Source organism: Paenibacillus sp. TC-CSREp1 (genome assembly GCF_050171015.1).
Classification (GTDB): Bacteria; Bacillota; Bacilli; order Paenibacillales; family Paenibacillaceae; genus Paenibacillus; species Paenibacillus silvae.
On the sequence record NZ_JBNOKM010000016.1, the window covers coordinates 101,537 to 119,892 of the forward strand.

16 protein-coding genes are annotated in these 18,356 nt (G+C 48.4%); 8 read left to right on the forward strand and 8 right to left on the reverse strand.

The features are described from left to right. The first annotated feature begins 226 nt into the window (after positions 1-226). A complete protein-coding gene (locus ACQSGY_RS23300; RefSeq protein ID WP_289376145.1) occupies positions 227-1,522 on the forward strand; it encodes a four-carbon acid sugar kinase family protein in 1,296 nt (431 codons plus the stop codon). Continuing rightward, the gene (gene pdxA, locus ACQSGY_RS23305) at positions 1,519-2,520 is read left to right on the forward strand and encodes a 4-hydroxythreonine-4-phosphate dehydrogenase PdxA (RefSeq protein ID WP_427181077.1); all 1,002 of its coding nucleotides are present in this window, start codon (positions 1,519-1,521) and stop codon (positions 2,518-2,520) included. Before ACQSGY_RS23300 ends, pdxA begins: the two co-directional genes overlap by 4 nt. A gap of 170 nt (positions 2,521-2,690) precedes the next feature. On the opposite strand, the gene ACQSGY_RS23310 is transcribed toward pdxA, so the two are convergent. The 3 genes from ACQSGY_RS23310 to ACQSGY_RS23320 form a co-directional block, all read right to left on the reverse strand. After that, positions 2,691-2,930: an AbrB/MazE/SpoVT family DNA-binding domain-containing protein gene (locus tag ACQSGY_RS23310; RefSeq protein ID WP_188594445.1), complete on the reverse strand. Its 240-nt coding sequence runs from the start codon at positions 2,928-2,930 to the stop codon at positions 2,691-2,693. A gap of 298 nt (positions 2,931-3,228) precedes the next feature. Further along, positions 3,229-4,212 (reverse strand): carbohydrate deacetylase, encoded by a 984-nt coding sequence (locus ACQSGY_RS23315; RefSeq protein WP_427181079.1) that lies wholly within the window; start codon positions 4,210-4,212, stop codon positions 3,229-3,231. Positions 4,213-4,290: 78 nt separating this feature from the next. Next, the gene (locus ACQSGY_RS23320; protein WP_427181081.1) at positions 4,291-4,671 is read right to left on the reverse strand and encodes a RidA family protein; all 381 of its coding nucleotides are present in this window, start codon (positions 4,669-4,671) and stop codon (positions 4,291-4,293) included. 105 nt (positions 4,672-4,776) lie between these two features. Between ACQSGY_RS23320 and ACQSGY_RS23325 the strand changes: the two genes are divergently transcribed. Genes ACQSGY_RS23325 through ACQSGY_RS23335 form a run of 3 tightly spaced genes read left to right on the forward strand, consistent with a single transcriptional unit; the run spans position 4,777 to position 6,298 of the window. Then, entirely contained in the window at positions 4,777-5,112 is a 336-nt protein-coding gene (locus ACQSGY_RS23325) for a winged helix-turn-helix transcriptional regulator (protein ID WP_145405802.1), read from the forward strand. Positions 5,113-5,144: 32 nt separating this feature from the next. Beyond that, a complete protein-coding gene (locus ACQSGY_RS23330) occupies positions 5,145-5,612 on the forward strand; it encodes an ABC transporter permease (RefSeq protein ID WP_427181083.1) in 468 nt (155 codons plus the stop codon). Continuing rightward, positions 5,612-6,298, forward strand: coding sequence for an ABC transporter ATP-binding protein (locus tag ACQSGY_RS23335; protein ID WP_427181184.1), 687 nt, complete (start codon positions 5,612-5,614; stop codon positions 6,296-6,298). The genes ACQSGY_RS23330 and ACQSGY_RS23335 overlap by 1 nt, the downstream gene beginning before the upstream one ends. A gap of 160 nt (positions 6,299-6,458) precedes the next feature. On the opposite strand, the gene ACQSGY_RS23340 is transcribed toward ACQSGY_RS23335, so the two are convergent. Next, on the reverse strand, positions 6,459-7,388 hold the full coding sequence (locus tag ACQSGY_RS23340) for an AraC family transcriptional regulator (protein WP_427181085.1): 930 nt from the start codon (positions 7,386-7,388) through the stop codon (positions 6,459-6,461). Between the two features lie 216 nt (positions 7,389-7,604). Here ACQSGY_RS23340 and ACQSGY_RS23345 point away from each other — a divergent pair, with 216 nt between their 5' ends. Then, positions 7,605-10,784: an alpha-mannosidase gene (locus ACQSGY_RS23345; RefSeq protein ID WP_427181087.1), complete on the forward strand. Its 3,180-nt coding sequence runs from the start codon at positions 7,605-7,607 to the stop codon at positions 10,782-10,784. An 83-nt stretch (positions 10,785-10,867) separates the two neighbouring features. On the opposite strand, the gene ACQSGY_RS23350 is transcribed toward ACQSGY_RS23345, so the two are convergent. From ACQSGY_RS23350 to ACQSGY_RS23365, 4 genes are all read right to left on the reverse strand, one after another. Further along, on the reverse strand, positions 10,868-11,047 hold the full coding sequence (locus ACQSGY_RS23350; RefSeq protein ID WP_427181088.1) for a hypothetical protein: 180 nt from the start codon (positions 11,045-11,047) through the stop codon (positions 10,868-10,870). Positions 11,048-11,077: 30 nt separating this feature from the next. After that, on the reverse strand, positions 11,078-11,929 hold the full coding sequence (locus ACQSGY_RS23355; RefSeq protein ID WP_427181090.1) for an aldo/keto reductase: 852 nt from the start codon (positions 11,927-11,929) through the stop codon (positions 11,078-11,080). A gap of 149 nt (positions 11,930-12,078) precedes the next feature. Further along, a complete protein-coding gene (locus ACQSGY_RS23360) occupies positions 12,079-14,082 on the reverse strand; it encodes an AraC family transcriptional regulator (protein WP_427181092.1) in 2,004 nt (667 codons plus the stop codon). A gap of 181 nt (positions 14,083-14,263) precedes the next feature. After that, positions 14,264-15,523, reverse strand: a complete 1,260-nt coding sequence (locus tag ACQSGY_RS23365) for a mechanosensitive ion channel family protein (protein WP_427181094.1) — start codon at positions 15,521-15,523, stop codon at positions 14,264-14,266. A 309-nt stretch (positions 15,524-15,832) separates the two neighbouring features. Here ACQSGY_RS23365 and ACQSGY_RS23370 point away from each other — a divergent pair, with 309 nt between their 5' ends. Both ACQSGY_RS23370 and ACQSGY_RS23375 read left to right on the forward strand, forming a co-directional pair. Then, positions 15,833-16,426 carry a hypothetical protein gene (locus ACQSGY_RS23370; RefSeq protein ID WP_427181186.1) on the forward strand — a complete coding sequence of 198 codons (594 nt, stop codon included), beginning with the start codon at positions 15,833-15,835 and terminating at the stop codon, positions 16,424-16,426. A gap of 208 nt (positions 16,427-16,634) precedes the next feature. Next, positions 16,635-18,350 (forward strand): helix-turn-helix domain-containing protein, encoded by a 1,716-nt coding sequence (locus ACQSGY_RS23375; protein ID WP_427181095.1) that lies wholly within the window; start codon positions 16,635-16,637, stop codon positions 18,348-18,350. The last annotated feature ends 6 nt before the right edge of the window (positions 18,351-18,356 follow it).

Consider the following 18,356-nt stretch of genomic DNA (forward strand, 5'->3'; position numbering starts at 1 on the left):
AAAACCTGGAAAAGCGAAGCGGTCGCCTGAAAGCTTTCTGAAAGAAAGCTGCATCGGAAGCATATGCTGTTCACCGGATTTTCCCCTTTGGACAAGGGAATCGAAGAAATCCGGGGATAACAGCGATTGGAAGGTTATTCTGTCATCGGAGTGATCCGTGTAAACACCTTTGGTTCAATTGATATGGGTAACGTAACAAACGAAATAATAAGGAGGGGATAACTGCATGAAACTGGCCATTATTGCAGATGATTTGACCGGTGCCAATGACAGCGGGGTGCAGCTTGCCCGCCACGGCTTGAAGACAAGTGTTCTATTTAATATGGATGAAGGATCCCTGGCATCGTATGATACCGTTGTTTTTGATACAGATAGCCGTTCCATCTCGGCAGAGGAAGCTTATGATCGTGTATACCGTGCGGCCAAGCTGCTGATGGATAACGGATTTGATACTATTTTCAAAAAAATGGACTCCACCATGCGCGGCAATATCGGCATCGAAATTGATGCAGTATATGACGTTGTACAGCCGGACTTTATGATGATTGCTCCAGGTTATCCGAAAAATAACCGCACCATTCGCGAGGGTATTCATTACCTGAACGGTGTACCGCTCGCGGAGACGGAGATTGCCCTTGATCCCAAGACACCTGTGACGATCTCTTATCTGCCAGACTTGCTCAAACAGCAGACCAAGTACAACGTGGGCGAGATTACCATTGGTGATCTGGAAGCCGGACAACAGCAAGTTCATGCCAAACTGGAGCGGTTGAAACAAAACAACATTCCGTATGTGCTGGTAGATTCCACTGAGGAACGGCATTTGGAGCTGATTTTGCAGATGACGCATGACATGCCCTATACCTTTGCCTGGGCGGGTTCAGCAGGAATTGCCAACTATCTACCCGCTCACTACGAGCTTGAATCCAAACCAGCAGCGCTAACGATAACGCCGAATTCAGGACCGATCCTGACCGTTGTCGGCAGCGTGAACAAAAACTCTCGTGAGCAGTTATATCGCTTGCTTCGCCAGTCCCGGATTGCATCCGTATCCTTCCACTCGTTCAAAGCCGTATCGGCAGAGGAAGACCGTACAGCGGAAATGGAACGGGTCTACGACGAGATCAGAACCAAAGCGCTGGAGGGACAAGATGTGGTGCTCTACTCCACCGCTGAATCGATCGATATCGAGCTGGCACGGGCCACCGGTGAGAATCGGGGGTTGAACCCTACCGAAGTGAGCAACGAAATTGTACGTGCCATCGGTGAAATCTGTGCCAGATTGCTGGAGGAAGGACTGTTCAAAGGGGTATCCATGACAGGTGGCGATACAGCCAAACAGATTTGTATAAAATGGAACATCAGCGGCTTTGAGCTACTAGATGAGCTTGAAATCGGCGTGCCGATCTCCAGATTTATGGGTATTGAAGATTTATATGTGATTACCAAAGCAGGCGGATTCGGCAAACCGGACGTCTTTATCCATGCGATTCAAAAATTAAAAGGGGGCATTCTCGTATGAAACCAACCGTAGGTATTACGATGGGTGATGCCGCAGGCATTGGACCCGAGATTATTATGAAAGCACTGGGCCATCAAGAAGTGTATGATCAGTGCAACCCGCTTGTCATCGGTGACGCCAAAATATTGGAGCGTGTGCTGCCCGTGATCGGTTCCACGTTGAAGGTGAATGCGATTCAGGAGCCAACGGAAGCAAAATACGAATTCGGCACAGTGGATGTCATCGACCTGAATCTCGTGCCTGCTGATCTGGAGTACGGTAAAGTATCTGCTGCTGCGGGCGATGCGGCCTTCCAATTTCTTGCGAAAGCCATTGACTTGGCGAAAAAGAAACAGATTCACTCGATCTGCACCGCACCACTCAACAAGGAAGCCTTGCATATGGGAGGCCATTTGTATCCAGGCCATACGGAGATTCTGGCAGACCTGACGGACACCGCGGACTTCTCCATGATGCTGACTACGCCGAATCTGCGCGTTATTCACTTGACCACACATATGGGCCTGATTGATGCCATTGCGAGCATTAACCCGGAAAGAACCTACACGGTTGTTAAGCTGGCTCATGATACGTTGAAAAAAGCAGGCTTTGAGAATCCGCGCGTCGCAGTATGCGGGATTAATCCTCATGCCGGAGAGAACGGCCTGTTCGGCAATGGGGAAGAAGAAGAGAAGCTGCAGCCCGGCATTGAGCGCGCGCAGCAGGAAGGCATTAACGTCGTTGGTCCACTTCCGGCGGACACACTCTTCTTCCGCGCCGGCCGGGGTGACTTCGATATTGTCGTAGCCTGCTACCATGACCAGGGCCATGCCCCAATCAAGGTGATGGGCATTGAAGAAGGGGTGAACATCACGGTTGGCCTGAAAGGCGGCATTATCCGCACATCGGTTGACCACGGTACTGCCTTTGATATCGCAGGCAAAAACATTGCCGACGATAAAAGCATGCTGGCCGCTATTCGTTCCGCCATTGAGCTTGCGCCGAAGGACTTGGTGTAAGGGGAGCACTTTTTTCACATATACCTATATAGACAATATAATATTAGAGAAAAGAGCAAACCCGTTTGTTTCAGCGGGTTTGCTCTTTTGAATTTAATTTATGTATGACTCAGATGACTACAAAAACGTGCGTACTTTATCCAGACTAAATCTCCCCGATCTGCGTTCATTTAGATTAATTCCGTCTCTTCTCTACCAAAATCAATTTCGTCATGACGGTTTTCTGGCTTGCATTTGTCCAACAATTCCTCCAACGTTGGCTTTTTCTTTTGAGGTACTATGATAAGTTTACGATCGTCACTTACAATCAGCTCAACTTCCGTCCCTTGATGAACCCCAATTTTGCCAGCGATATGACCAGGAATTCGAATACCCAGACTGTTTCCCCATTTCTGTACGGTCGTTGACATACATACCCCTTCTTGATTTAGAGTTCTTTGTTTCATTTTATCACGCCCTCTTTCGTATACACATAGTATATACATTCAAAACATGAATCTACTATATAAGTTGAACTAGAGATTTTGCATCTAAACCTATAATCCATCTCAGCAGAACAATCCCTAGCCAGATCAAGAAGGAGAACGCAAAAAATAATTTCGTAGAAATGAATCTGAAACAGCCTGTAACCGAATAATCCATATGTATGGAGAGCTGCTATGCATATTGCATAAACAGCAAATAATTAGATGCAAGAGCAGCGGTTGCTCACCTCTTTTTCTCTTTTTTCCTCATAGTGATTCTTGTCTTTTTTCTTGGTAGTGCCCGCTGACGCCCCTTCCTCCTTTGCAACGGGTGAAGTTTGAGCTTTCGCTTTCCAAAGCTCTTCCGTTGCGATACGGATCTTTTTGGCCTCAGTGACTGTACGGGTACTACGGGAGACGCGTTGTCTGCATCGGATACAACGATGGAAGATGTAGGAACAGGTTCGTTTACGGCAGATTCAAGCAACCCATAATGGATCATGCGAATACCAAGGGCCTGAATGGTTTTGGTGACTGCAGGATTGCAAAACACAGCCAGCTCGGATTCCCGTTCTTTGGTTAATTTGGACAACGCCTGTAATGTCTCGTCGACATATCCGGGATGACACATGATTTCAGTCGAACCTTGTGGCAGATGTTGAAGATAACCGAGCAGCTTCTGTAACCCATGCTCCGCATCATAAGTGTCCAACAAAACCTGATCAACCTGGATTGGAATCAAAACCGGGTTTCCACTCAAGGTATGTGGCTGCTGGAGTCGCCGCATCGGAATGTTTTCTTTGACAGCTAACTGTGCCATAGCTTCATATACTTCCGGCAAAACCTGGTGCAAATGATGATGTGCGTCCAGATGTGTCGGGTACAAGCCTGAGGCAATAAACCGATCCCACTGGGCTAACAATTCGATCTCGATCTCGCTCCGCTCTCTGCTGCTGATCTCGCTAATTGAATGAAAGCAGCCGTCCTTTTGAACAAGAGACGGAACAAGCCCCACATCAGATACAGGTCGACCATAGGTCAGATTAAAATGCAGACCCACCCCCAGTTCTGGATGCAAGCGTGCCAGCCTTACGGCATCTGTGAAGCCGGGCATGTTCACCATTAGCGTTGTGCTGCTGATCCCTCCAGCCTGATATGCCTCAATAATCCCTCGGTTCACGCCTGGTGACAGACCGAAATCATCGGCATTGATGATCAATTGTTTCATGACGTGATCGCTCCGTTCTCTCACCTGTTTCCCATATTAAATGCAATAGATCAGAGGATAGATTGGGGCACATGCCTTTTATATTTTAGCAACGGCTCTGATCTCTACCCATTGCTCTGGAAACGCCAGATAACTCACCCCGATCATGCTGCCTGCTGGCCGATGCTCACCAACATATTGTTTAAACAGTTCGATGGCAGCCTCCCCATGCTCCTGCGCCCGGGTTAAGTATATTTCAACATATGCAAGATTGGACTTCGTTGCACCAAACTGCGCCAACACGGTATCCAGATTCTCTAATGTCTGTAATACTTGTGTCTGAATATCACCCAATCCAACAAAGCTGCCTTCTGTATTGTGAGAAAATTGTCCAGAGATATATAGGGTGTTGTCGACACAGTAGCCTTGAGAGATGCCATGATCCCAAAGATGGTGATTGTATGTTTGAATTTTGGTCATGTTCCTAGCCCCTTTACTTTGAATTAAGGCTAGTATAGACTGGGCAAAAAGATTAGGATAGTACGCACAATGATGATAGGTACTATCTGAAAGGATAGTGTAAGCATGGGCATATCCGACTTAAACAGCGAGAATATGGCTATTCAAGATACACCTTTTGGCTACACCATGTCAGTGATCGGTGGGAAGTGGAAGATGATTATTTTATATCTGTTAGCCGCCAAACAACCCGTTCGTTTCAATGAAATGCAGCGGCAGATTGGAACGATCACTTACAAGGTTTTAAGTGCACAGCTCAAAGAGCTGGAGACCGATGGATTAGTTAAGCGCAAGGAGTTTCCGCAAATTCCGCCCAAGGTAGAATATTCACTGACACCCAAAGCTCAGACGCTTCTACCTGTACTGGAACAGCTGTGCGAGTGGGGTACACAGAATCGTTAATGCTTGTTTGTGTTACCCCTTCATGCAAAAATTTGGATTCAGCTGAAATCAACAACAAGCTGTCCGGTACGGATACCGTTACTCGGGGCGAGGCAGTACAAGGCATGCCTGGATACAAGGAAGAGAACGGTACGATTCTGATGATGCTTCCCTTCTTGCTTGCCATCTCTGCGTTTGTACTTGGTGTATTCTTTTATGTCATCACGATGCAAAAAACGAATCAGTTCGGCATTATGAAAGCAATCGGTGCCAGCAACCGGTTTCTGAGTAAAGCGATTGTATCGCAAGTATTCATACTGTCGCTGACAAGTATTGTTGTTGGAATCCTGCTAACTTATGCAACTGCCGCAATAAGGCCTAAAGGCATGCCGTTCAAGCTGGAGACAAGCCTAGTAGTGACTTACTCCATCATCCTGCTCGTAATAGCCATGTTAAGCTCGATGGTATCCGTTCGCAAAATCACATTTGATCCACTCAAAGCGCTCGGGAGGGTTGAATGATGACTAAAGGATTACAGATGGATGAAGTCACGATGGTTTACGGTGAAGGGAGTCATCAGGTTAAGGCGCTCGATCATGTATCCTTATCCGTGGAGCCGGGAGAATTTGTCGCTGTCGTTGGACCATCCGGGTCTGGTAAAAGTACCTTCTTGTCTATTGCCGGAGCGATGCTGAAAGCATCCGAAGGAGAAGTCAGACTGAACGGAAATATAATATCGACACTTACAGAGAAAAAATTATCTCACATCCGATTAAGAGAAATCGGCTTTATTATGCAATCGTCGAATCTAGTTCCTTATCTGCATGTTCTGGACCAGCTCCTCGTCGTAAAACGAATGTCTGGAGCCATCACCAAGGAACACCGACAATTTGCCACGAAGCTGCTGGAAGAGCTGGGGCTTGGACAGAAGCTGCAAAAATTCCCGGAGGAATTGTCAGGCGGTGAAAAACAGCGGACAGCCATTGCTCGTGCTCTGATGAATGATCCGAATCTGATCCTGGCGGACGAGCCGACAGCAAGCCTGGATACCAAACGGGCACATGAAGTGGTCAGTCTTATGGCGCAAGAGGTAAAATCACGCCAAAAAGCCGCGATTATGGTTACTCATGATGAACGTATGCTCGCTTATTGCGATAAGGTATACAGGATGAATGACGGAACTTTAACACTCGCCGCATCATCTTAAACCAAGCTTGACCGACTGAATCAAAATGATATCATTCCCCTATATGGTGAAGAGTCAGCTCGCTTCTTGGCAGCTGACTCTTCCTGTTTTGGCGTGAGGCTTCCTCACTCTATTCGTTTATCCCGTTCAGACGCTCTATGCGCTACACCCGCTCGTTCGCTCAGTTCACCTTCTGCCCTGCCGCTGCAAACACCGACTGACGCTCATCCTGCGCGGGTCTGCTGCGGCGATAGGCACTTGGTGACATACCGCTCTGCTTGTTAAAGATACGATTGAACTGGGAGAAACTTGCGAAGCCGCACTTGGCAGCAATATCTGTGATTTTCTCACTGGAATGCAGCAGCAGCTGCTGCGCATTACGAATCCGGGTCATTTGCACATACTCCGTAAACGTAAAACCTGTTACTTTGTTAAACTGGCGAGATAAATGATGAGCACTTACATAAAAACGTCTGGACACCTCATCCAGCGATAGCTCCTGCTGATAATGACTGTGAATATACGATGCAATGGCATACATACGGCGTGACATGGACGAGCCTGTTTCCTCACGTACATAGGCATTCTCTGCCGCATAACGATGAAGACCACATAGAAACTCAACAAATTTATGATGAATAGCCACCGACTGTATAGGTGAAGGATGCTGTGATATCGCAAAAATATCGTTTATAGGCGCGAGGATTTCCCCCCGTCGCTCCTCCGAGAAGCGAAAGATCGGAACCTGCGCATGAAATAGGTTAAACAGCTCCCTGTAATCGCTCTCAAGTCCAGGCAAGCTGCGAGGCATAGCAAAGTTGATCATTAACCTTTTGGGCGGCAGGCCTTTGGGATACTGGGTTTTATGCAGCAAGGAAGGCCGGAGCAGAACGATATCATAGGGCTGCATCTCGTACAAACTGCCTTCAATAATATGCGCCGCACTGCGGTCTAACAGAATGCAGATTTCATAAAAATCATGAAAATGCTGAAACTCCATATTCAGTTCATGCGAGCGCTCGTCATAATCCAGATGATAGAACAGTGGATCACCCGGCTGGTTCACCTGGATCGCATATCCCTTCTCATATGACAGAACCGACGATGTCATGGATATGCCTCCTTTCTTGATCATGCCTGACTTTATTTTAGCATGAAATGCAATAAAAAGACGGTATTTTCAGCATACATTACGTAGTTTGGAGCTTTGCGGGTTTGATATGATGGAGCTGAATGTCAGCGTTTTCAACGTTGTTCTTTTTACACAGCTAACCGTCACAGCTAGGCTTACAGTCTACTTACTAAATCTCAAGGTGGGGAAACCAATATGAAAGCTAACTCCTTGTCCACTCGAATCCATACGATTGTTAAACATTTGGAAAGCGCACGCCTGACTTCCAAAACGTATATACCAGAGCTTTATCATAAAGAGAGTGGTTACCACTCGTGGGACCTCGTACATGAAGATCCTTCTTCGTGGAATGTATTCCGCAAGGGTGACGGGTGGGGCGGTAAGGATGTACACAGCTGCTTCAAAACACGCATCCGTATTCCTGATCATCTGGAAGGAAAAAAAGTCGTATGTGCTATCGTAACCGGTGCGACCGACATCTGGAACTATGATAATCCGCAGTTTTTGGCATTCCTGAATGGTGAGCTGATCTGCGGCCTGGATGTGAACCATACTGAAATTGACCTGACTCCTGCCGCTGTCAAAGGCGAAGAGTTCGAGCTTGCGCTGTATGCCTATTGCAGCACATCCGCTGCCGATGTTTTCCTGAACGTCTATATTGCCGAGCATCATCAGGCCGTCTCCGATCTGTATTATGACATCAAGGCTGCACTGGATGCTGCAGACCTGCTGCGCGAGGATGACCTGGAGCGCCTGAAGCTGATTGAACAACTGAACAAAGCGGTGAATCTGCTCGATTTACGTCAGGAAAACAGCCCAGCGTTCCATGCATCCGTGCTGGAGGCACGGGAGTATTTGCAAAACCATGTCTATGGCGAAACTCGTCCTGCAGCTGATCATATCCCGACCGTTCACTGTATCGGACACACCCATATCGACGTGGCCTGGCTGTGGACGCTCGATCAGACACGGGAGAAGGTCATTCGCAGCTTCGCGAGTGTGCTCTATCTGATGGACAAGTTCCCGGAGTATACGTTCATGTCCTCGCAGCCGCAGCTCTATGCATACCTGAAAGCCGACTTCCCTTCGTTATATGAGAAAATTAAAGAAAAGGTTGCCGAGGGACGCTGGGAAGCGGAAGGTTCGATGTGGCTGGAGGCCGATTGCAATCTGATCTCGGGCGAATCGATGATCCGTCAGATTATCTATGGCAAACGTTTCTTCAAAGAAGAATTCGGCGTAGAGAACCGTGTGCTCTGGCTGCCCGATGTATTCGGATACAGTGCAGCGATGCCGCAGATTATGCGCAAGAGCGGGATCGATTATTTTATGACGACCAAAATTGCCTGGAATGATACCAACCAGATTCCTAACGACACGATGTACTGGAGAGGTATTGACGGCTCCGAGGTGCTGACGCATTTCATTACGGCCAAAGACTATATTCCCCACCCGGAATTCGGCAAGCACCGTTTCGAAACAACATACAACGGACGTTTTAATGCTTCACAAGTGAAGGGCACGTGGCAGCGATATCAGAACAAAAATATCAACACCGATGTGCTGCAGTGCTTCGGCTTTGGAGACGGCGGCGGCGGGCCAACGGATGAAATGCTGGAGCACGGCAGACGGCTTGAAAAAGGACTGCCAGGTTTACCGGCGGTGAAGCGCACCTTTGTACGTGAATTTTTTGAGAAGCTGGAACAGAATCTGGACGGAGTCCGTTCGGTTCCGCGCTGGTCAGGGGAGCTTTATCTGGAGTACCATCGCGGTACGTACACATCCATGGCCCGAAACAAACGCTACAACCGCCACAGTGAATTTGCGCTGGCAGATGCAGAGCTGTTCTCTATGATTCAACGTCAGGCGGATGCACAGGCAGCATATCCAACCGATGCTTTGGAGCATGCATGGAAACTGACGATGCTGAACCAGTTCCATGATATTCTGCCGGGTAGCTCAATTGAGCAGGTTTACGTCGATTCGCAGGAGCAGTATGAAGAGGTGCTGCGTGTCACGGACGAGCTGAAGAACAGCGCCTTGAACGGCATCGTAAGCCGGATTACGTCAGATGGTGAAGCGATTGTTGTATTTAACACAACCGGCTTTGCCCGGACCGATGTGGTGGAGCTGCCTTCACTGGCGAAAAAAGTAACGGTGTACGATGGTGAGCGTCCTGTACCAAGCCAGCTCACGAAAGAAGGCGGCCTTGTGTTCCTCGCTGAGAGCGTGCCGGCTGCAGGATACAAAACGTTCCGCATCATACCGGATAGCGCCGCTGAACTTGGCATCGCAGGGGTATCCGTTGCCCAGTGGCAGTCCGAACAGCGCTCCATCGAAACCCCTTGGTACGATATTCGCCTGAATGACAGTGCCGAATTCATATCGGTATGGGACAAGCTGGAGGGGCGTGAACTGCTGCAAGCCAGCGAGCGTGGCAACGTGCTGCAGGTATTCGAGGATCGTCCTGCCGAGTATGAGGCATGGAATATTGACGATTATTACGAACAGCATATGTGGGAGATCAACGACCTGCAGTCGATGGAATGGCTCGAAAACGGGCCGGTTCGTTCCGTGCTTCAAGTGAAGAGACAGTTCCTGGACTCTGTCGTTGAGCAGACGATCATTTTCTATGCACATACACGGCGAATTGATTTCCGTACCTTTGTAGACTGGAAACAGGAGCACCTGCTGCTCAAAGTTGCGTTCCCACTCGATATCTGGAGTGAGAAAGCCGTCTATGAAATTCAGTATGGTAACGTGGAACGTGCTACACACCGCAACACCAGCTGGGATCAGGCGCGGTTTGAGGTATGTGGTCAGAAGTGGGCGGATCTCGCCGAGAGCGGATACGGTGCTGCCCTGCTTAACGACTGCAAATACGGATATGACATTCACAATTCGGTGATGCGTCTGTCCCTGATCAAAAGCGCGACGTATCCGAACGAAAATGCCGATAAAGAGCAGCATGTATTCACCTACTCGCTCTATCCGCATCAGGGTGATTTCCGTGAGGGACGTGTCATTCAGGCCGCTTATGATCTGAACCGTCCTTTGGTCGGCCTGGAAATAGGTTCACAAAGCGGTACGCTGCCGGGTACGTGGTCCCTTGCTTCCGTAGATCAGGAAAATGTGGTGCTTGAGGTTATTAAAAAAGCCGAGGACAACGATGACATGATCATCCGTGTGTATGAAGCCCATGGCCGCCGCAGCCGTGCCTCCCTGCAATTGCCTGAGCAAGCAGCTTCAACAGCGTATGCATGTGATCTGATGGAGAACATCGAAGCGGAGTTCCACGTAGAGAATGCACGTATTACTTTTGACATCAAGCCATATGAGATTTTAACGTTCCGCATTCCACGGGTAAACAACTGAATCAATGGCCGTACCAACTAACTTCAACCAATAGAAAAGGGCTGCTTCCTGTCATTCCGACACGGAGGCAGCCCTTCTTTATTTTAGCTAAAATCCATCCAGAAAAATTGAGAGATGGCCAGACCTAATCCGATCACATTGGTCACAGCAAAAAACCATTTTCTCGCTCTCGGGCTGATTCGTTTGCCTGTCCATAGACTCCAGGCTGTAATTCCGTTAACCACAACCATAATGATTAGCGCAAGCCACCAATTCGCCGCCAAATGTTCATCGTCCTCTCCTGCAGCAGCTTATTAAAATTCCTCATACTCACTCGGGTCCTGATTCCACAATCGTCCATCCGGGCGGTTAAACGAGGCCAGAATCTTCATCTCTTCTCCACTCAGCTCGAAATCAAAAATATCAATGTTCTCCTGCTGATGCTGCAGCGAGCCTGCTTTGGGAATAGGAATGGAGCCGAGCTGCACATGCCAGCGCAGAATAATCTGAGTTGGCGTTTTGCGATGTGTATCTGCGATCCGAAGAATGTCCTCATGCTTCAAAATATCCTGCACCGCATCATTGCCCCGTCCAATCGGACTCCAAGATTCGTTGACAATGCCATGCTTCGCATCCTGCTGCCGCTGATTCGCCTGATCGAAGAACGGATGCAGCTCGATCTGGTTCAGGCTCGGCGCCACGCTCGTCTCCTGAATCAGCCGTTCATTATGCTCCGGCAGGAAGTTGCTGACACCGATGGAGCGGATATATCCACGTTTTCTCGCTTCGATTAAAGCCTGCCACGCCTCAACATACTTATCCTGCTTGGGATTCGGCCAGTGGATCAGATACAGATCGTAATAGTCCAGATCGGCTCTGTACAACGACTCCTGAATTGCGACCAGCGCTTTGTCATAGGCATGATATCGTCCGGGCAGCTTGGAGGTAATGAGAAGCTTGTCTCTCGTAATGGAGCTGTTCTTGACTGCTCTGCCAACTGTCGCCTCATTTTCGTAGTTATAAGCCGTGTCCAGCAAGCGATACCCTGCTTCCAGTGCAGAAGCAATCGATTGAACGCCAGCCTCCCCTTTCAGACTGTATGTACCAAATCCAATCGCAGGTACTTTCAGGCCATCATTTAATGTGTACTCCGGGATATGATTCATTCGAGAACTCTCCTTTGTATAAGGTAGTATCCTTCTTCCTGAATAAGATGGGAAAAATTGAACCGCTCTCTCGTTATTCTACCCTTGTACACAAGCCTGAATCAATGCAAACTACGCTCCAGCCCGGATAACGTTCCGGGAAAATAGAATTACTGAGCTTTCCCCGTTAATATGTCTGTAATGATGTCCAGCTGTTTTTCTACCGCAATAGTGTCACTTGGCAGGAATTCATCAAAATCAATAAAGTACACATGCCCCGATTTCCCTGCTGGTGAGGCATCGATAAGCTTCTGCACATCCTTGACCTTCTCCTCTGCTCCCTTGTTTACCGCCAGGAACAAACGATCACCGATATATTCGGGAATGACCTCGCTCGAGATTTCCCACGTATCGCCATGGATGACATCCGAATCAACTTTCGCCGCTGGCTTCAGACCAAGGTATTTGTATAAAATATTGCCTCCCATGTTGGTATCCCCGTATACCATCAGTGTGTCTGGACGCACATTCAGGATCGTGAAAGTCTCGTCCTCTTTGACATAAGGTTTGATTTTCTCCTTGTAGGCTGCAATCTTGGCCTCGAATTGCGCAATCCATTCCTTCGCCTCTTCCTGCTTTCCAAGAATATCACCGAACATCTCCACATCTTGGATCGGATCATTTTTTTGCTCGACAACAATTGTCGGGGCAATCCGGTTCAACGCTTCATACCCGCCTTCCACAAGCTCGGCAAAGGTTGGTGTCGTGACAATGAGATCAGGCTCCAGCGCCAAAATCTTCTCTGCATCCGGCGGAACTCCAACATCAGTAATGCCGGTCTTGTCACTGATATGCGGATTATCCATAACGTATGTCGTTGTGCCCACTGGCTTCACGCCAAGTGCTATAGGCTCCCCCAGATGAAAGAGGCTGACAACACGCTGCGGGTGCACAGGAATGTCCGACTGGCCCTTCAGATGTGTATATGTCCGCATTTCTACAGCTGTGCTGTCTGATACAGTCGCTGCAGCCGCAGAGCTGGCGGGCTGCTGAGCAGTAGTTCCCCCCGTAGTTGTGCTTGCCTGACAAGCGCTCAGAATCAATGATGTGCACAGTACCATCATGGCTCCAAAGGCTGGTCTTGAAAATCGAAACATGGATGTATCCCCTTCCCAACTCCACTGATAATAAGATTCATTCTCATTATGAGAAGGTGAGGAGTTGGAGACAATAGACGATTCTAACGCACGCAATGGATTATTCTGAACCCGAGTGTTCAATTTCCCCTGATGCTCTGCGCGATATCGAAGCGGGGAATGACCGGTATATTTTTTAAACAACCGACTGAAATAATAGACATCTGCATAACCCACCTGGCTTGCAATGTCCTGAATTTTGGCACCTGACTTCAGAAGCAGCTGCTTGGCCCGGTGCACACGTACATGGATCAAATACTCGATCGGCCCAAGACCGATCTGACTTCGGAATAAACGTGATAAATAACTGGTGCTGCAATGATACCTGCTCGCCAGCTTCTCCGCAGTAATCGGTTCACTATAGTGTACCTGTATATATTGAATGGCTTGAGAAACCATGTTGGTGCGAGTGTTCCCGGTCTGCGTGAGCAGCTGTTTTCTTTGTCTGAGAATCTCGTGCACGAAGGGCACAAAATAGGACTGGGCCTGCAGCTTGTCCAGCGAATCATTGGCTTGCAGCAAACGCTCCATGGCTTCACATTTCTCCTGAATCGGCAATAGTGTAGCGGGAGCAAAACTATACGATTGTGCCAGGCTCTGTCGATCCTTTGAAGATGCTGGTACCACCTCATATACGACGAGATAACCAGACCATGCATGAGTTTGATCCGGTGCTTCAAAGCTCAGCCCTGTACCCTCACCCCCATGCAAAATATACGGTGAGCGGCAATGATATACCTCATCTGCCATCCTTACCCTGACCTCTCCTCGCGTAAGAACGAAGAAACAGCCGATATGTGCATCCAAAGTGGGCTCCGGCTCCGACCCGTACTCGAATTCAGGCTGCGAATCGAACTGTTCCCCCACAACCTCACCATTACCCTGCCCCTGCTCACGGTAGGCCCGGATACTTTGCAGGCGAACAGCCGCATGGCTCCATTGCTCGATATGGGCGTTCCAATCCACTAACATCTCCATCCAATCTTCCCCCTGCCTATATCCTTCCCTCATGACCCATACTGCTTCTTTTTCTTATCCTGCGTCCCTTAAATACGCCTATTATATCACAGACAAAAAGCCATCAACCGGGGAGGGTCATGGCTTTCTATCAATCTAAAATTTGAAAATATCGCAGGTAAAAGAGTTTGAAGACAAGACGTTAATATTCGCGAACATATTCCTTTTCCTGTGTCTCCTTGAGCTGCGCAATGTCATGACCCGTCGGGTTCTGGAATGCCCGCAGCCCAAACGTTGGTGCCACCGCAAAGATATGGTCAAAAATATCTGCCTGTACATTCTCGTACACACCCCAGTTGGTATCGTTACTGAATGCGTAGATTTCGAGAGGCAGTCCGCGATCTTCAGGGGCCAGCTGTCTCACAATCATGGTCATATCCTTATTGATCTTCGGATGATGTCTCAGATACTGATGAATATATTCACGGAACACACCGATGTTGGTGAGCTGTCTACCGTTGACATTACTTTCCCTGTTCACTTGGTGTTCTGTGTTATAGGCTTCAATTTCCTTCAATTTGGATGTGATGTACTCCGATAAATAGTGAATTTTCTCAAAATCGGCCACCATCTCTTCATTGCAAAAACGGATACTGCTGATATCGATAAAAATGCTTCGCTTGATTCTTCTTCCGCCTGACACCTGCATACCTCGCCAGTTGCGGAACGAGTCCGAAATGAGCGCATAGCTCGGGATCATCGTAATGGTCTTATCAAAATTCATTACCTTCACTGTATTCAGGGTAATGTCGATTACATCGCCATCGGCGTTGTACTTGGGCATCTCAATCCAGTCGCCAACACGCACCATATCATTGGACGACAGCTGCACACCTGCAACGAGACCCAGAATGGAATCCTTGAAGATCAGCATCAGCACCGCTGATAACGCACCAAGTCCACTAAGAATAATTAACGGATTCTGTCCAATCAGGCTGGAGATGACGATGATGCCGCCGATAATAAACAGGACAATTTTAGCTACCTGAATGTAGCTCTTGATTGGGCGAATTTTGGACACTTCGTAGGTACGATAAATATCGTCAAACACATTCAGCAGTGCATTCAGTACCGTTATCATAATCACAATCATGTAGGTCATTGCCGCTTTTTCAATCAAAGCCTGATAGGCCGGGAAAATATACGCAGTGTAATAGATAATAACAGCCGGTACAAGATGGGACAGCCTCTGGAATAGCTGTTTCTGAACAACGATGTGTCCCCATTTAAACCGATTGTGGCTCACGATCCGATGCACGGTCTTCAATACAAGTCTTTTGGCGATATAGTTGGCAATAATCGAGATTAGTGCGATCCATACAACCATAATGACGTTGGAAAGATACCCGATGGAGGGTTCACTCATGCCAAGTTCCTCTAGCTGTTTTCTGATAAAATCCATGATTACCTCCTGACGCAGTCTGGTTTAGCCTACTATTATAAAGTAGATTCCTGCACGAAGTAAAATTTTAATACACTTGCCCGGTCACACGGATGGGCTAATGTGCATAGGCTGGGGTTAACGATTGAACCCGAATCTTGTGCATTGGAGATGTGAACATTGAATCAATCCAAAGGTAAGGCGAAAACCACCAAAACACAGCAGGTTCCGATGAAAAACCATTCACCTGTCAGCTTTGTAACCGAACTGCCGCACGTCCGTGGACAGGTGCGGACATCTGCTCTTGCCTCCACCCCGCGCAGCAAATCGATGTCTGTGGTGAAGGACGCACCTTCCTCGATCCAGACCTGTGTCGATCGTGCTTTTCGTATTCCGATCTTCCTGAGTACAACCAATACGGTCAATGATGTACAGGGGCTGTTTTTGAACCGTCTCGTATTGGAGATTGAAGATGCGTTATTATTTCCGCGCACACTGCCTGTTAGTGAACAATACCCGGAAAATATTCTGACGAATATCCGGCGGCTCGTATTTTCCAGCTATGGTCTGCTGGCTATCAATTTCCGCAGATTTTATGTGGAGATTCTTCGCTCCAATGTAGGTGATCCGCCAACGACAACACCGTTCTGGGAGGGCTCGACCTTTTCGCAGATTGAACCTGCCATGGCATTCCAATTCGGCATCCCGATCCTGCTGGTACGAGAGACAGGAACGGACGTCAGCAACGGTATCTGGGCAGGGGGGATTACCCCGCTTAACATATTCGTCGATTGGGATTCTGACAACCAGTCCGTTGATAAATTTTTTGACAGTGTGCAGTGGAGAGAGGTCTTTGCCAACTGGACGGCTGAAGTTAGAGGCAACTATCTGCTACGGACAGAGCCCATTTTCAATAACCAGTAAGCACGGAGTACTTAGGTGAATCAAACACTGGAGATAAAAGCGGCGAAGCAGCGACGTAACTGGCTTCGTGCTTTTGTCTTGTTTCCTTTGGTTATGCTTAGGTTGATGCATTGCGTCCTTGTCTGCAAGTTTCTATAATGGCTTTAAACGATGGACGAAAGACTATGGAATTGACTCGTCAACGATATGAAAGGAATGGAATCCCATCATGATGAATTCATATACATCGCATGGCCCGTCATCTCTGACCTTTGCGCTTCTACATATAAGACAGCTGTACGGACAGGAGGGAAATACACCTCGCTTCGACGGCCACAGGTTGATCTATATTACTTCAGGACAGGGATGGCTCCAATGGAAGGACAAGCCGCCATGTCCCGTGCGTTCAGGAAGCTGCTTTTTGCTCTCGCCGGAAACGGCATATTATCTCTCTATGGAGGAAGAAGAAGCGCCTCTGCAAGGGTATGAACTCGTCTTTGACGGGATACGCATCATCGAAGCTTACCATGCAAAAGGACAGATCAGGCGTGTACCCGCAAGATTCCCGTATGAAGGAGAAATCTGCTGGTACGAACCGCCACAGATCGGCCAAATGATAGATCAATTATATGCAAGACGTGGACAGTCTGATGAAAGACAGGAGTTTCAGAGGCAACGGCTCTTCATGGAGCTGTTGGATCATGTGTGGGAACAGGCAGACTGGTTGGAGACCACGGCTCCAGACATCAACCCGGCCATCCAGCGGTCCATTCTCTATATGGAGCAGCAGTATGATCAGGAGCTGACCCGCGAGCAGCTTGCACAGATCGCTGATATGAGCCCTGGCTATTATTCATCTTTATTTCGCAAAGAAACGGGTACGAGCCCGATGGACAGGCTTGCCGAGATTCGAATCAAGCATGCAAAACAAATGCTGGTCACCTCCGATAAACCTATACGCGAGATTGCTCAATCTGTCGGCTTCAGTACGCCATATTATTTCAGTTCACGCTTTAAACAGGTGGTGGGCCTGCCACCGACGGCATATGTACAGCGTAATCAAGAACGAAGCATCGCCAGCTCCCTGCTGTATACTACTCATCTGCGTGCTTCCATTTCTCCGGCAGCAGCCGAAAACCGACCGCCTGAGCGAATTGTCGGTCTCTTTCTGGAAGATTACTTAACTGTACTGGGCATCCAGCCTATTGTGCAGTATTCACGCTCCGGTTACTATCAGAGATACTTGTCGAGCGCTCTGGACGGTGTGCAGAAGCTGGATGTAAGCCGCATCGACTTTGGCTTGCTGCGAAGCTTGCGTCCTGATCTGATCCTGCTTGCATTTCCCGACTTTGCAGCAGATGCGCGATACGAGCAGTTCGCAGAGATTGCCCCCACGTATATATTCCAGCAAGCCGGGTTGGACTGGAGATCAACGTTAATGAGCATCGCAGATCTGGTGCACCAGGAGGAACGAGCTCAGCAAGTGGTTCAACGATACGATGAGCAGGCACACAGGGCCAAGCAGGAGTTGGCAGACATGATCGGAGATGAATCCGTGGCTTTGCTCCGGTTTCATTTCAGAGAAGGATTATGCTTGTATGGTGGGCCTGAAAGCTACACCGGCTCTGTGTTATACGAGGATTTAGGCCTGAACATGCCTCCGCTGCTTCAGGAATGGTCTCGCCACCCTGCAGGTGTAGTCATTCCGATCAGACCCGAGAGTCTAAGCCAGCTTGAAGCAGATCATCTGCTGGTTATTGTGGACGATGCTCAGACTGAACAGGCACAGCTGCTGTTTCAAAGTCCTTATTGGATTGAACTCGGCGCAGTTCGAAAAAATCAGGTGTACATGGGTACAACCGATATCTGGATGACCTTTGGTGTGCTCGGACATGAACGAAAAATCCAGCAGCTACTGGACTCCATACGGAGCCGCAGAAAATAAACTCTA